Source organism: Borborobacter arsenicus, assembly GCF_003934165.1.
Taxonomy (GTDB): domain Bacteria; phylum Pseudomonadota; class Alphaproteobacteria; order Rhizobiales; family Rhizobiaceae; genus Pseudaminobacter; species Pseudaminobacter arsenicus.
Map to the genome: position 1 here is coordinate 26,278 of NZ_RKST01000017.1, position 15,149 is coordinate 41,426.

Consider the following 15,149-nt stretch of genomic DNA (forward strand, 5'->3'; position numbering starts at 1 on the left):
TATCGCCGCCAATGCTCCATCCACTCTTCCAACGCAATTGCGGGCGCAAAACGCTGCGCAATCTGCCTTTCATTGCAAAGCGAAAAATCCCATCCCGACCGCATGGCCACGATACGAAATCGCTTTGCCATGTTATCGCTAACGCAATCCAGGATTTCAAGGGATGCCGCCGCACTCCATCAAGCAAACAAAGATTCCACGGAGACAGGAAGCAATGACGCCTGAAGACAGGATGCAAATCGAATTGCAATGCACGCGACTGGTTACGGCCTTCGCAGTCAATCTCGACCTGCGTCGCTATGACGAGGTGATCGCCCTTTTCACGCAGGACACCGTCTACAGGCCGCGCCAGACGACCTTTAACGGTCATGAAGGGGTGCGAGCCTATCTTGAGTCCCGTCCCCGACACCGCGTTTCGCGGCACGTGATCAGCAATTGCCTAGTGGATGTGCTCAGCCCCGACGAGGCAAGGGGCTTTTGCGTCCTGACGTATTTCGTTGATGAAGGTCCCGTCGCCGAGGGCGAGCCCGCTCCACTTGCGGGCGCAAGGCTGATCGGCGACTATCATGACCGTTTCGTGCGCACGCCGGACGGGTGGCGCATCGTCGAACGGATCGGCGAGATTGTCTTCGAACGCAAATAGAGGCGGCCGCCTTCTTCGGCAAGCGGCCGTGTTGCCGGCAAGCGGCGGGAGCTGCGCCCGCCGATCCGCACGGGATCAACCCTGTATTTCGGCCTTGGCCAGGGCGACGAATTCCGCGTCGGTTACGGCCCGCTTCAGGCGAACGGCTTCTTGCTTGATGGTTTGCAGCATCTGCGCCATTTGCGCCTCGGTCAGATCGAGGCCCAGCTTCTCGGCCTTGTATTTGACCGAAACAAGCCCGCTCTTCTTGCCGAGCAGGATGTCCCTCTTCTGGCCGACCAGCACCGGATCGTAGGATTCGGCCGTGTAGGGGTTCTTCAGCACACCGGCCACCACCATCCCCGCCTCATGGCGGAATGCATTATAGCCGACCACCGCCTTGTTGGCGTGCACGGCAATGCCGCTCAGCCTGTCCACCAGCTCCGACACTTCCTTGAGGCGCGAAAGCTGGATGCCGGTATCATAACCGCACAGCACTTCCAGCGCCATGACGACTTCCTCCGTCGAAGCGTTGCCGCAGCGCTCGCCGATGCCGTTGATCGTGGTGGAGACATAGTCGGCGCCAGCCATCACGCCGGCCAGCGTGTTGGCACAGGAAAGGCCGAAATCGTTGTGGCAATGAATTTCCATCGCCAATCCCGGCGCCGCTTCCTTGACGTTCTCGACGATGAGCCGGATCGCCTCGGGCAGAGCGCAGCCGGTGGTGTCGACGATGCGCAGGCGATCGACAGCCTCGCGGCGGGCGAGCTCCGCCGCCACCTTGCGCAGGAACGGCAGATTGGCGCGGGTCGTGTCGAACGGGCTGTAGACGACGGCGAGGTTCTTGCTTGCTGCATAGTCGATCAGCGCCAGCATGCGGGCGATATAGTCGGCTTCGCTGATGCCCTTAAGCTTATATTCGCGTTCGATGTCGCTGATGGGAAAGCTCAGCCGCACGCCCCACACGCCAAGTTTCGCGGCCATATCGATATCGGCCTCGAGCCCCCGGCAAAGCACGCTGATCTTGGCCTTCAGGCCGAGCTCGCAGATCGCCGCGATCGCTTCACGATCCTCCTCGCTGCTGGCCACCGTTCCGGCTTCGATCTCATAGACGCCGAGCTCCTCCAGCGCGCTGGCGATCTCTACCTTGTCGTCGCGATCAAGCACGATGCCGGCCTGCTGCTCGCCGTCGCGCAGCGTGCAATCCGCAACCCGGATCGTGCGGCCGTTCAGCCGCGAAAGCTCGGCAGCGGTGTTGAAGGGACTCGGCCAGCGGCCATTTTCGGGAGTGAATTGCATCTCTGGATACCTTTCATTGCGGCGGCCTCAGCGGCCAAACGAAAGGGAGCGGCGCCCGCAAGCGCTGGACCGTTCCCGCATTTGTCGGAGTCATGTCCGCGCGTCCGTTTGCGCGGACCTGATCGGTTCAGGTTCTGATCCGGTAGTTCCCGTACTCGGATACGGTCGCGACAGCGCCGGGCGGAACAACGATGGCCGTCAGCGGCTCCTCGATCAGCGCCGGGCCTTCCACCACATGGCCCGCTCGAAGCGCTTCGCCCTGATAGACCGGCACGTTTTCGATGCGGCCGGCATCGCGGAAGAAGGCGGAGCGCCCGCCGGAGGGGCGCGGCTCGCCATTGCCTCTTTCGCTTTGCGACAGCGTTATCTCAGGCACCAGACCGATCGCCTTGACGTTGATCTCGATGATTTCCACGACATCGGCGGCGCTGCGCACATTGTAGAGGCGCTCATGCAGGCGGTGGAAATCCTCCACCATGGCCGCCACGTCACCTGCATCGGCGAAGCGGTCGGTCTGCAGCGGCAAGGTCAGCTGCCAGACCTGGCCCTGGTAGCGAGCCTCTGCCGTGAACTCGAGGCAGCGGCGCTGGCCTTCCACACCCATTCGGGCGAGATAGGCTTCCGCTTCTGCCTTCAGTTCCGCCAGATTGCGGTTGACCGCATCGAAGTCAAAGGCGTCGGATCGCGTGAAGACGCTGCGCCCATACTGGTTCTGGACGTTGCTGGTCAGAATGCCGAAGGCCGAGAGCACCCCGGCAAAGCGCGGCACGATCACTTCCGCGATGTCGAGTTCGCGCGCGATGGCCACGGCATGGAGCCCGGCCGCCGCGCCGCCGGCCACCATGACATACTCACGCGGGTCGATGCCGCGCTTGATGGTGATCTCCTCGATCGCCCCCACCATCGACTGATCGCAGGTGACGCAGACGAGTTCTGCCGCCTCGTCGATCTCTACTCCCAGCGGCTCGGCCACGTCCCGCCGCAGCACGGTCCTCGCCGCCTCGGCATCGAGGGTCATGGTTCCAGCGGCAAAGGTCTCCGGGTTGAGGTAACCGCGCACGACATTGGCGTCAGTCACGGTGGCGCGGATGCCGCCACGGCCATAGCAGGCAGGCCCCGGACGCGAGCCGGCACTTTCCGGCCCGGTATGGACGAAGCCGCCGGCATCGACGCGCGCCAGGCTGCCGCCGCCAGCGCCGATCGTTAGCACCTCCACGCTTGGCACGCCGAACGAGTGCCCGGCAATGACGCCGTCGCGATGGGTGGGGATTTCCCAGCCGGTGACGATGCTGACATCGAAACTGGTGCCGCCCATATCCACCGTGACGATGTTGCCGCCCTCGATATTTTCGAGGCGCGCGAAACGCCGCCCCGATTCCGGCGCAGCCGAAGGACCGGAAAAGCAAAGATAGATGGGCTTTGCCTGGACATCCTGCGGCGAGGTCTGGCCACCGCTCGACGTCACCAGCGTGAGCACGCCCTTGAACCCTTCAGCAGCAAGACGCCCGGAAAGCGTGCGCACCGCCTCGTTGACGATCGGCTTCAGGGAGGCGTCAAGCGCGGTCGCCGAGGTGCGCCGGTATTCGCGGATGCTGGGACTGACCTTGTGGCTCAGGCTGTATGGCAGGCCAGGGGCCATCTCCTCGATCAGGGCCGCAAGGCGCTCCTCATGAACGGAATTGGCCACGGACCAGATCAGGGCCACCGCGATGGCGTCGACCTTCCGGTCAAGAAGCTCACGGATCGCCCGGCGTGCCTGCGCCTCGTCGAGCGGCTTAACGACCCCGCCTTCCGCATCGATGCGCTCGTCGATCTCCACCGTCAGCCGGCGGGGAATATAGGGCCCGGGATAATCCACCTCTACATTATAGGTGTCGTCCTTTCCACCCTCGCGGATGAGCAGCACGTCGCGGTGGCCGCGGGTGCACAGAAGTCCGGTCCTGGCGCCCTTGCCTTCCAGTACCGCATTGGTCGCTGTGGTGGTGCCGAAGGCGAATTTGCGGCAGTCGCCCATCACCTCTCTGAGACTCAGGCCGAGCGCTTCCGCAGCCCGGGCAACCGCGTTGATCGTGCCGTCGATGATGTTGCCCGGCGTCGTGGGAGACTTGACGCCCTTGACCATGCCGGCATCCGACTTGATGACGAGGTCGGTGAAGGTTCCGCCGACATCGACTGCGATTTCATAGGCCATGTCAGGCTGCTCCCATTTCCTTCCGGCGCGCCGCGGTTGCGGGCGCATCCACCGTGTCGATCCCGTCCTGCCCCGTCAGCACGACGCCATAGGTCTCTTCCAGCCTCGACCGCGAGATCCAGCCTTCGCGGTAGTCCCTCAGCACCCTGGCCGGGTCGCGCTCGAGCGGGCTGCCGTAACCCCCGCCGCCGGGACCGTGCGAGACCAGTGCCTCTCCCGGCTGGATCACCACGTCGCCAGTCGACGGCAATTCGATCTCACTGCCGTCCTTGCGACGCATGCTCACCTGCGTCGCCGCACCTGCCTCGCCGCCACGTACGCCGAGCGGTGGAAACTGCCGTGCCGCCGCGCCAAGCGAGAAGGTGACGGGATTGTCTCGACTGGCGAAGACGCAGTAGGCACCCGGCGCGCCCTGATGGCGGCCCGCTCCCCCGCCATCTTCGCGGATGGACAGCGCCTCGACGAGAATGGGTTGCTGCTGCTCGACGACCTCGACGCTCGACTGCCACAGGATTCCCTGGGAGGAGACGCTGCCATAGGTCAGCCAGCCATCGTGGCGCGCCAGCGCCGGCCCGCCCCAGTAGCCCATGATCACCTGATTGACGAAACGGCGCCCGTCATAGCGGAAATCATCACCACTGACGACGGAGCTCGATCCAGGCAGGCCGATCGTGCCATAGGCCGAGCCGGTGCCGTCGATGAGCTCGGCAAAAAGCGCCTGGATATGCGATCCGAGCAGGTGGCACAGATGCGTGGTGGCCGACGAAGTTGCGGCGGGGAATTTCGGCTTTCCGATTGCCGAGCCCTCACGCATCTTGACTTTGACGCGTTTGAAGGAACCCGCGCAGCGCGGAATGTCGGAGCCAAGCTGGCCCAGCACGTTCATGCGGCAGGTCGCCAGCACCGTACTTTCGCTCATATTGATGCCGAGCGGCAGGTTGTCGACATTATCGGTCAGGTCGACATGGATTTCGCCGGCATCGGGTTCGATCGTCAGTTTCGCGGTGAGCGGAATCCCGTCCAGATAGTCCGCAAGCATGGAATCGTAGCGGACGGTGCGGCTGATGCTGCTGGCCGGCAGCTTGCGGATCGCCTCCACGCACATCGTCTCGGCATAATCCTGGTATTTCCTGAGAAAGCCCAGGACCACGTCGCGACCATATTTGCCGCAAAGCTCCTTGAGGCGCTTCTCACCGGTGCGCACCGCCGCCAGGCAGGCCAGATAGTCGCCATAGAACTGCTCGGGCGAGCGGATATTGGCGCGACAGATGTCGGTCACCTCGGTCACGTCCTGATAGTCCCGCTGGATGCGCAGGCACGGAAGCTTGAGACCTTCCTGATAGACGTCGCGACAATCCGGACCATAGGTCGTGGGCGTGGGAAAGCCCATGTCGCCGAAATGCGCCCGCGCGATGCAGTAGAAGACAAGCTCATCGTCCATGAATACCGGCACGCAAAGCGTGAAGTCGCCGCAATGTGTGTTGCCATGATAGGCGCTGTTGTTGACGAAGCAGTCGCCGGGTCGAATCGCCTCGCCGAACTTTTCCTTGACCGCCATCGGGATCAGTTCGATGGCGCCAACATGGACGGGCAGACCGAGCGCCACGCTGACAGAGCGGAAATCCGCATCTGTCAGGCTGCAAGAGAAATCCATTGCCGTGTTGAGGACGCCGGAGCGCCCGGACTTGAACAATGCATTGACCATTTCGCGGATGATGGCCTCGAACCTGCGCCGCAGCACCACCATGGTAAAGAGATCGAGCTCTTCGCTCGTGTCGGTATCATTTGCAGTCAGCATCGGGATTCCATTTCTGCCTTTGGATACGCCTTACTAGTGCGGTGGCCCGGCCGAGGGCCATTCATAGTTTTTGATGACAGCCATTGCCCGCGATTATGGTGGCGGCCGCATGCGGCCTTGACCGGAGAGGTCCGGAAAATTACTCACTCTGCAAGAGGATCGTCGATAGCGCAGAACCAAAGCGGCCGAGGCGCGCATTGAAACGTTGCCATTGCCGCCAGAAGGCAAAGAACTGCGATAACGTGATGCGTGGTCGGTCGGAACCGACGAAGGAGAGGCTCGCATGCTGATAACCCTGGACCTTCGCCAGATCCGTTATTTCATCGCCCTGTTCGAAGAAGGCAGCATCACGCGTGCGGCGGAGCGGCTGCATGTGGTGCAACCGGCCGTCAGCATGCAGATCCGCAAGCTCGAAGCGGAATATGGGCTGACGCTGTTCGACCGGACCAGCCAGGGCGTGCTGCCCAACGAGATCGCACGCGACTTCTACAAGATCTGCCTGCGCGTCATGGAGGATGTCGAAACCGCGCACCACTTCCTTGTCGGCGCCAATGGCCGCGTCATGGGTGATATAGCTGTAGGCGTTCCGCCGACCCTGTCACTCGGCACGATGGCGCGCATTGTAAGACGCTACTGCGAGAGATTTCCCGAGGTGAAGCTACGCATCCTGGAGGGATACAGTTCCAGCATCGTCAGTTGGCTCGAAAGCGGCGAGATCGATATCGGCGTGCTCACCAACGAGTATAGCGAGACGAAACTGTTCAGCCGGCCCCTGATCGAGGAGGAACTGTTCGCGGTGGCGGCCAAGAATCATCCGAAGATTCGGGCAAGCTCTATCAACGGCCGGGAATTTGCCGCGCTCGACGTCATCCTGCCATCGGAGCCCAACCTGCTACGCCGGCTGATCGACACCTCCTTTGCAGAAGCAGGGGTCACGCTGAAGCCCGTCCTGGAAATCGATTCGCTGGCAACCGTGCTTGAACTGGTCCGCAACGGCTATGCCACCCTGCTGCCGGGACATGCCATCGCCGACCTGCTGGACCGGTTCGATCTCCAGGCGCTGCCGGTCGCAGAACCGGTCATCAAGCGCAAGCTGATCGCCTGTTACAATTCGCAGAAGCTCTTGTCGAAGGCGGCGGAGGCCTTCATCGACACGTTGCGCGAAGACCTGTCGCAGTATGGCAAGGCAGCGGATGATACCGCCGCCCCGGAACCTCTGGCCTGAGGCTCCGCGCATCGCAAAAATAAACAAGACCGTTGGGCGGCGTGCCGGCTTTGCGTCAGTCCTTGTCGGGCGCCGTCGAAACCATGGATTGGCGCGTGGCAAAATCGCGATACCAGCCGGCGAGGTCTGAATCATCGGCTACCCACCCCACCTCCGGGAAGCGAAATTCCAGCCATCCGAGCGCGCAGGCAACAGCGATTTGACCCAGATCCGGCTCATCCTGACACCACGCCATGTTTCCACCCAGGTTGGCCAGCGTATCCTGAACCCTCTCGAGCTGCCGGGCGATCCAGTCCGGCGACTGTTCCGATTCCGGCCGCAGACTTTCGGAGCGCATCAACAGGCCAGCCTCCAGCAGGCCGTCGGCAAGCGCCTGCGTCGTCAGCACGGCCCAGCGGCGGTGTGGGGGCAGGAAACGGCCTGCCCCCGGAAGCTCCTGGCAGATCCAGTCACAAATCAGGGACGACTCGAGCAGGCTGAGCCCGTCTCCGGTGACAAGAGCAGGCACCTTGCCGAGCGGGTTGTGTTCGCGCAGATCGTTGCCGCGGTCACGCGGCACGATCCGGTCGAACAGAACCCGGTCTTCGAACCCGGTTTCGTGGATCAGCACCCGCACCTTGCGGACAAAAGGAGAGGTTGGCGACCCAAGCAGCCGCATCTTCATTATCGTCACTGCAATATCTCTGTTTGCGAGGCTGCCGGACTCAGGCAGCCTCCGTTAATGCCTAAAAAATCACTGATAGGCCCATGTGGGCAGCCACAGCGCTATCCCCGGAAAGACGAGCAGGAGGCCGATCATCAACATTATTGTGAGGACAAAGGGTGCCGCGCCGATCATGACATCGGCAAGCGACCCGCGCCCACGCACACTTTGCACGACGAACAAATTGACCCCCACCGGCGGCGTGATCAGCGCCGCCTCCAGCAAAAGCGTCATGACGACGCCGAACCAGATGGTGTCATAGCCGGCAGCCACGACGACCGGCACGATGATCGGCACGGTGATCAGCATGATCGACATGCCTTCAAGGAAGCAGCCCAGTACCAGATAGAAGGCCACCAGGATCAGCATCAGCGTGACAGGACCGATATCGAGGCCGTGGATGAAGGCGGTGATGTTCTTGGATATGCCCAGGAATGTGAGCACAAAATTGAGAATGGTCGATGTCAGGACGATCGCTACCACCATTGCGGTGGTGCGCATCGTGCCCTCCACGACGGCCTGCAGCATCTTCAGGTTCAATGAGCCTGCCTGGAAAGCAAGACCCAGCGCCCCAACCACGCCGAATGCCGCCGCTTCGGTAGGGGTGGCAATGCCAGCATAGATCGTCAGCACCACCAACCCGAAGATGAACAATGGCGGCAGCAGATCGGGAAGCACCGCGATCCGGCGAGACCAGTTGGTCACCGGCGGTATGCCAGACATCGACGGACGCAACCAGCAGGCCACCACAATGGTCAGCATGAACATGACTGCCAGCGCCAGGCCGGGTATGGTTCCGGCAAGATAGAGGCGGGGAATGGACGTATCGGTCAACACCCCATAGATAATCAGGATAATGGAGGGCGGGATCAGGATGCCGAGCGTTCCGCCAGCCGCCAGCGAGCCGAGGAACAGGCGTTCGCCATAGCCTCGGCGCTTTATCTCCGGGATAGAGACGGTGCCGATGGTGGCAGCGGTGGCGACGCTCGAGCCGGAGGTCGCAGCAAAGAGAGCACAGGCGCCGATATTGGCATGCATCGTGCCCCCCGGCAGCCAGGACAGCCATTCGACGAGCGCTGCATACATGCGCTCTGCCAGGCCCGAGCGCACCATCACCTCGCCCAGCAATACGAAGAAGGGAATGGCTACCAGCGATTCCGAGGCCATGCTTTGCCAGGCGACATCGCCGAGCATCCGGTCCAGCGGGATCGGCGTGAAGAATATCGCCAGCGAGAAAGACAAGACCCCGAGAGCTGCCGTCACGGACACCGAAAGCGCCAGCAGCGCAAGGAGCAGGATCAGGCCAAAGGTGATCATTTCAGATGCTCCAGTTCGGCCTCGACCTCATCGGCCGGTGCAAAGACGCGCGTGGACCTTTCGCGTACCGCCTGGATGCCAAGATGAAGCGCGATGATGACGGCGCTGGCAAGGCCGAGCGCCCACAGGGCCTGAGGAATGTAAAGCTGCGTTCGACTGGGCGTCGGTGAGCGCGCATTGGTGACATAGGACTCCCAGGCAAGTTCGATCGCGCGGTAGGAGATGGCGACAAACACAAGCAGGAATGCCGCCCACGCCAGCACATCCAGCACTGCCTTGGCGCGCGGGCTGCATTTCTCGCGCAATACCGAAATTCGGATATGCGCCCCCTGCATGAGCGCCCAACCGAAGGCCCAGGCCGAGCAGATCGCGAAAAGATAGGAGGAGAACTCGTGAACCCCGCCGAGCGAAAAGCCGGCGAATTTGCGAACCAGCGTTTCGGCCGTGATCACGAATGACATGAGGATCAAGGCCGATCCGGAAATCCAGACCATAATTTTGGCGCCCCGTTCCACGAAACGGGGCGCGTCTTCAGATGTTTTGCTCATGAGAGCACGCCTATTTTATTGAGGTATGGTGACGTTTACTGCAGCGCCGGCGGTCTGGTTCCAGGAGGCGGTGCATTCGGCGCCGCAACGCTCGGCGAAGCGCTTGAGGACAAAATCGTTCAGGACCGTCTGGCGCAGTTCCGCATCCTCGGGGCTCGTGCGCACCAGGGTCATCTTCGCCGCTTCGCCATGCTGGCACTCCGGCCCGTCGAGGCGTTCACCGGTCAGGCAGGCGATTCCCTGCTGTTCGTCGGAATGTGTCGCAGCCCAGGTCTTTTCGGAAAAGAGCCGCGCCTGCTCGTCCAGGAGCTTTTGCGTTTCGCCGTCCAGTTGATCCCAACGAGACTTGGTCATGCCCAGGAAGCCTATGGCGCCGCCGATGGGCATCTCGTAGAGATAGTTCACCACGTCGAACCATTTGGCATTGTACATCGCGATGGCGCTGGCCATCGCGCAATCGACGACGCCACGCTGCAGCGAAGTCGGGACCTCGGCCAGCGGTATCGAAACGCTGACGGCGCCAAGGCCCTCGACCATATCGCCCTGGGTGGTAGCGAAGACGCGGATCTTGCGGCCCCTCAGATCCGCGAGACTCTTGAACTCATCACGGCAGGCGATGACCGGCAGCGGAAAAGGATAGCTCGTGACGAGCTTCAGGCGGTGCACATCCGCCATGGCCTTCTCGATCACTGCCGAGTGGGCCTCGACCACCTTGCGCTGGTCCTCCGCGCTGCGCGAGACAAGCGCCAGGTCGAAGCCCTCGAAAATCGGATCGCCCGAAACGATGTAGGCATAGAGGGCGAAGCCGGCATCATAAGCGCCGGTCGACAAAAGCTTGATGGCTTCGGAGCCGCTGAGGCCAAGATCGTTGATCGCCTGCATGTCGGCTGTGATCTTGCCACCCGAAGCCTGCGGGATCGCCTCGTTCCACAATGGCGCTTCGTAGTCGTTGTACATGGAGGCATTTCCCCATGTGCCAATGACCTTAAAGCTCTGTTCCGGAACATCGCCGGCTTGCGCGAAAGATGTCGTCAGGGCAAGGAAAAGCCCTGCGGCCAAGTGTCTGTTTTTCATGTTCACTCCCTAGGTTTGCCTTGCTCGCAAACTGAAGAGCAGCCGCGATAAGTCAAATCAGACATGTTGATATGGCCTATCAGGAATTGTTTGGAGTGAACCCGGCGGCAGAAAATGGCCGGTAGCCACAGCCGGAATCCGACCGCCACGGCCGCCTTCACTCCCCGAAAAAGCCATGCGTTTCAATCGGTTCTGAATATATCGGAAGAGACTTGCGATACGCACGTTAGTCCGCACAACTGCATGGTACGGCGGAACTCATCGTGCAGAATATCGAGCGCGCGGATCGCGCCAGCCTCGCCATTAGCGCACATACCGTAGAGTGTCGGCCGCCCAATCAGCACCGCCTTCGCTCCGAGGGCCAGCGCCACCACTATGTCGGTTCCCCGCCGGATGCCGCCATCGACCATGACCTCGAGTTCGCTGCCGACGGCGCTGGCAATGGGACCCAATGCGTCCAATGTGGCAAGGCCGGCATCGAGCTGGCGTCCGCCATGGTTCGACACCACCAGCGCGTCGCAGCCAAGTCTCGCTACGCGTTCCGCATCGGACACACGCATCACGCCCTTGACGATCAGCTTGCCGTCCCAGAGGTCCCGCACCCGCCTGAGGTCGTCCCAATCGAATGAAGGATCGTAGTTGCGGCCGACGGAGGAGGCCAGCGCCTTGGAATCGGTAGCTGTCGCATCCAGGCCGATTAGGTTGGGCATCTTCGGCACGCCGCGCAGCAGCATCGGCAGGGACCATTTCGGATGGAGCGCGAAGTCCAGAAGGTTGCGGCGGGTGAAGCGGAACGGGATCGAAAAGTCGTTACGGTAATCCCGCTCGCGCTTGCCGCCGACGGGCAGATCCACCGTAATCATCAGCGCTTCGAAGCCCGCCGCCCGCGCTCGGGCGATCAGCTTTTCGGTAAAGGCACGATTTTTCAAGATATAGGCCTGGAACCAACGCCGCCCTTTCGGAATGGCCGCAGCGATCTCCTCGATGGAAGCCGTGGCCGAAGTCGACAGGCCGTAAGGAATGCCGGCCTTGGCGGCGGCGCGGGCAATGGCGATGTCGCCCTTGCGCCAGCCGAAGCCGGCCGCCCCAGTTGGCCCGACCGCGAGGGGAAGCGCCGATGGCTTGCCGAGAATGTCGCTGGCAACCGAAATCTCGGATACGTCGCGCAGCACGTAAGGCACCAGCCTATGCCCGGCATAGGCTGCCCGATTCGCCCTCAGTGCGCGCTCATCTTCCGCTCCCCCGTCGAAGAAGTCGAAAACGGCGCGCGGTAAACGGTCCCGCGCCCTGCTTCGCAGATCTTCGATGGAGTAAGCTGATCGGCTGCCGGCCACGGACGTGAGAAATCGCATTGTGTCACTTTCGTTTGGGGGAACGGGTTTGGCGGCCGCCGTGGTGGCGCAGCCGCGGCACGGTCAAGCCCGACCATGCACGCCCGCAATTTTGATCACTTGGAGATTTGCCTGATCCGTTTTCCATTTTGTGCAAAGGCAGAACATAGCGCTATGTTAGCGATAACATCGACTAAAATCAATCACCACGACGATGTGTGGGACACAGCCGATGAGGGGCAATTTTGGATTCGGTCTCAACCATACGGTTGATGCCAACACCGAGGTGGCCCGATACGCTTTGTCCATAGGCCGGGCAACAGAGAACGCGCGTCGTTTTGACCCCGGCGGCTTTCACCGGAACTCTCACCGCAACCGTCTTCGGCGCTCCGCTCGATAAGGGCTTCGCGTCTCCACCGGTTGCTCAACCCGCGCCCTACGGCGTAACAGAAACGGCCGAGGCTCTAACCGCCGCTGGATGAAAGTTCAGTGGCATGTATGGACGTATATGGACCCCGCCCGATTGCAACAGGCCGGCGGAATTAGGATCAACGGTCACAACTGCTGACGTATATCCGGCTTCCTGATGCGGCTCGATACTCTTCGCCGCGAGCCCCGATGGGTATTCGCTCGCTTCCACCTCAACGGCCCCCAGACATTGGTCGAAGCCATGCCGGTCCACACACCAGGTTCGGGAAGCGACGGGGTGACCGTTTCGCCATCTCCTGCCATTTGTTGCAATTGTCGGGGGAGATCCTCCTTCTTTCCTTCTGCGCAGTCTTGACCTCAGGCCGCTTTCACCGACAACCCGCGTTCGTAGAATGTGTCACCGGAGAGCATGGCCCACACGATCCGTGCGTTCTTGTTGGCAAGCGCGACGGCCGCGACGTTGGGATGTCGCCGTTGCCGTAATTTGCCGAGCCACAGGCTCCGTGGATCCTGCTTGCCGCCAGCACGCCCCAGAGCGGCGCGAGCGCCATGGATCATTAGCGTGCGCAAATATCGGTCGCCGCGTTTGCTGATGCCGAACAATCGGGCCCGTCCGCCACTCGATCGCTGCTTCGGCACGAGCCCCAGCCAAGCCGCGAACTGGCGACCGTTCTTGAAGCAGGTTCTATCGCCCACGGCGGCGATCAAGGCTGTCGCTGTCACTGGGCCGATGCCTTCGATCTTGCCGAGGCGTTGGCACTGCTCGCTGCGGCGGAAGATGTCCAGTATCCGCCGGTCATAGCTTGCAATGCGATGATCGAGCTCGGCCATTTCCACCTGCAACTCCCTCATCAACGACCGAACCAGCTCGCTGAGGCCATCAGCGCTGTCCCCGACAATTTCGGCGAGGCCGCGTCGCAGTTGTGTGATGTCACGAGCAATGACGATCCCATGCTCCGAAAGAAGACCGCGAACCTGATTGACGAGCCTGACCCGATCAGCGACCAAGCGCCGACGAATGCGATGGACCGCCTGCACCGCCAGCTGATCGACGGATTTCGGCGGCACGAAGCGCATTGACGGCCGGCCGACCGCTTCGCAGATGGCTTCCGCATCATTCCGGTCATTTTTGTTGGATTTCACATACGGCGTCACAAACTGAGGGCTAATCAGCCGTACCTCGTGACCGAGATCGGTGAGCACTCCTGCCCAATAGTGCGCTCCATTCGAAGCTTCCATCCCGACCAGACACGGTGGCAAATTGGCAAAGAAACGGGCCACCGCATCACGACGCAACGTCTTTCGCACTATGACTTTCCCGTGGCTGTCGACGCCGTGAACCGCAAAAACATATTTCGCCAAATCCAGACCTATCCGAACGACCTGCATGACATCCTCCTTCATCGCAGTTGACGTTCGAGATTCCACCTCGCCGGGAGGGCGGGGTCCATACCATTGGCCTCCGCGTGGCAAGGGCTTTTCGGCGCTTCTAACGATTGGTCGGGTGCAGGCATGTATACGGCCTTTGATTGCGGCGCATTCATGCCGCTGGCCCTGATGTAGTCCGCTGATCGGATCCCAGACAGGTCAACGCGCTTTCAAGCGGCACCCATTGATCGGGTTTCTCCGATCCCGGCTCGACCGTTCGCCATCACACCATCAGCACCTCACCAATTTCTGCATCCTCCGCGACCGGGTTAAAGGGCGACGGCGGCCTCAAAGCGCCTGCCCGTCGTCATCAATGCCCAGACGATCCGCGCCATTTTATTCGCCAGGGCAACAGCGACGACATTATACGGCCTCTTCGCCAGGAGCTCGGCAGCCCAGCGCGTCGGCGCGGTTTTGCCGTTGCGGCTGAAGCGGAGGACCGCATGCGCTCCGACGACAAGAAGCCGACGGAGATAGGGATCGCCTTGTTTGCTGATCCTTCCGAGGCGGTCCTTGCCACCCGATGAGTTCTGCCGCGGCACCAGGCCTATCCACGCCGCCAACTGCCGGCCGGATTTGAAGAGCGACGCGTCTACCACTGTCGCGGTGATCGCACTGGCGGTGATTGGGCCGATTCCAGGGATCGTTTCGAGCCGTCGGCTCAGCTCGCTCGAGCGATGCCAAGCATGAATCTGGCGATCCATCTCGCTGACCTTCTCGTGCACCTCCCGCAACTGCCCGATCAGCGGAAGAAGCGCCGACCGCGCAAGCGGCGGGATAAGATCGCGATCATCGTCTTCGACCAACGCCATCAGCATTCCGACGCCGGCAATGCCCTGTCGCGTCACGATGCCGAACTCTGCCAGGTGGCCGCGCAAGGCGTTCACCAACATTGTCCGCTGCCGGATCAGAAGCTCGCGCACCCGATGTAGCATCAGCACACTCTGTTGCTCCTCGCTCTTCACAGGAACGAAGCGCATCGTCGGCCGCGCCACTGCCTCGCAGATCGCCTCGGCATCCGTCGCGTCATTCTTCTGCCGCTTCACGTAAGGCTCACATGAGGAGAGCTGGATCAAGCTGTTTGTTCAAGTCATGTTTTTCTCCGCGGATTTCGGATCCCGGGGCCGAACCCTTCGACGGAACGCGCGTCGAAACTGACCTGCGCGCTCAAGCTCACATACGGT

Annotated in this window: 11 protein-coding genes and 1 pseudogene; 2 read left to right on the plus strand and 10 right to left on the minus strand. The window is 61.7% G+C overall.

All coding sequences use genetic code 11. The features are described from left to right. Window positions 1-214 precede the first annotated feature (214 nt). Window positions 215-643, plus strand: coding sequence for a nuclear transport factor 2 family protein (locus EET67_RS18395; protein ID WP_165899957.1), 429 nt, complete (start codon window positions 215-217; stop codon window positions 641-643). A 75-nt stretch (window positions 644-718) separates the two neighbouring features. On the opposite strand, the gene EET67_RS18400 is transcribed toward EET67_RS18395, so the two are convergent. The 3 genes from EET67_RS18400 to EET67_RS18410 all read right to left on the minus strand — a co-directional run bounded on the left by EET67_RS18400 (window position 719) and on the right by EET67_RS18410 (window position 5,910). Further along, complete coding sequence (locus EET67_RS18400; RefSeq protein WP_128627672.1) at window positions 719-1,921, minus strand: LeuA family protein; 1,203 nt, start codon at window positions 1,919-1,921, stop codon at window positions 719-721. Window positions 1,922-2,048: 127 nt separating this feature from the next. Continuing rightward, complete coding sequence (locus tag EET67_RS18405; protein ID WP_165899958.1) at window positions 2,049-4,112, minus strand: hydantoinase/oxoprolinase family protein; 2,064 nt, start codon at window positions 4,110-4,112, stop codon at window positions 2,049-2,051. Window position 4,113: 1 nt separating this feature from the next. Further along, window positions 4,114-5,910 carry a hydantoinase B/oxoprolinase family protein gene (locus EET67_RS18410; protein ID WP_128627674.1) on the minus strand — a complete coding sequence of 599 codons (1,797 nt, stop codon included), beginning with the start codon at window positions 5,908-5,910 and terminating at the stop codon, window positions 4,114-4,116. Window positions 5,911-6,193: 283 nt separating this feature from the next. On the opposite strand from EET67_RS18410, the gene EET67_RS18415 reads away from it, so the two are divergent. Beyond that, window positions 6,194-7,135, plus strand: coding sequence for a LysR family transcriptional regulator (locus tag EET67_RS18415; protein ID WP_128627675.1), 942 nt, complete (start codon window positions 6,194-6,196; stop codon window positions 7,133-7,135). Window positions 7,136-7,190: 55 nt separating this feature from the next. Here EET67_RS18415 and EET67_RS18420 read toward each other — a convergent pair whose 3' ends face one another. The 7 genes and pseudogenes from EET67_RS18420 to EET67_RS18450 all read right to left on the minus strand — a co-directional run. Further along, a complete protein-coding gene (locus EET67_RS18420; protein ID WP_245451064.1) occupies window positions 7,191-7,799 on the minus strand; it encodes a glutathione S-transferase N-terminal domain-containing protein in 609 nt (202 codons plus the stop codon). 69 nt (window positions 7,800-7,868) lie between these two features. Further along, entirely contained in the window at window positions 7,869-9,155 is a 1,287-nt protein-coding gene (locus tag EET67_RS18425; RefSeq protein ID WP_128627677.1) for a TRAP transporter large permease, read from the minus strand. Further along, window positions 9,152-9,703, minus strand: a complete 552-nt coding sequence (locus EET67_RS18430) for a TRAP transporter small permease subunit (RefSeq protein ID WP_128627678.1) — start codon at window positions 9,701-9,703, stop codon at window positions 9,152-9,154. The genes EET67_RS18425 and EET67_RS18430 overlap by 4 nt, the downstream gene beginning before the upstream one ends. Window positions 9,704-9,718: 15 nt before the next feature. Further along, window positions 9,719-10,777, minus strand: a complete 1,059-nt coding sequence (dctP, locus tag EET67_RS18435; protein WP_128627679.1) for a TRAP transporter substrate-binding protein DctP — start codon at window positions 10,775-10,777, stop codon at window positions 9,719-9,721. A gap of 182 nt (window positions 10,778-10,959) precedes the next feature. Next, window positions 10,960-12,129: an alpha-hydroxy acid oxidase gene (locus EET67_RS18440; protein ID WP_128627680.1), complete on the minus strand. Its 1,170-nt coding sequence runs from the start codon at window positions 12,127-12,129 to the stop codon at window positions 10,960-10,962. A gap of 765 nt (window positions 12,130-12,894) precedes the next feature. Beyond that, a complete protein-coding gene (locus EET67_RS18445) occupies window positions 12,895-13,926 on the minus strand; it encodes an IS110 family RNA-guided transposase (RefSeq protein ID WP_128627681.1) in 1,032 nt (343 codons plus the stop codon). A 308-nt stretch (window positions 13,927-14,234) separates the two neighbouring features. After that, window positions 14,235-15,041: pseudogene (locus tag EET67_RS18450) on the minus strand (IS110 family RNA-guided transposase); the annotation flags it as partial. Between the last annotated feature and the right edge of the window lie 108 nt (window positions 15,042-15,149).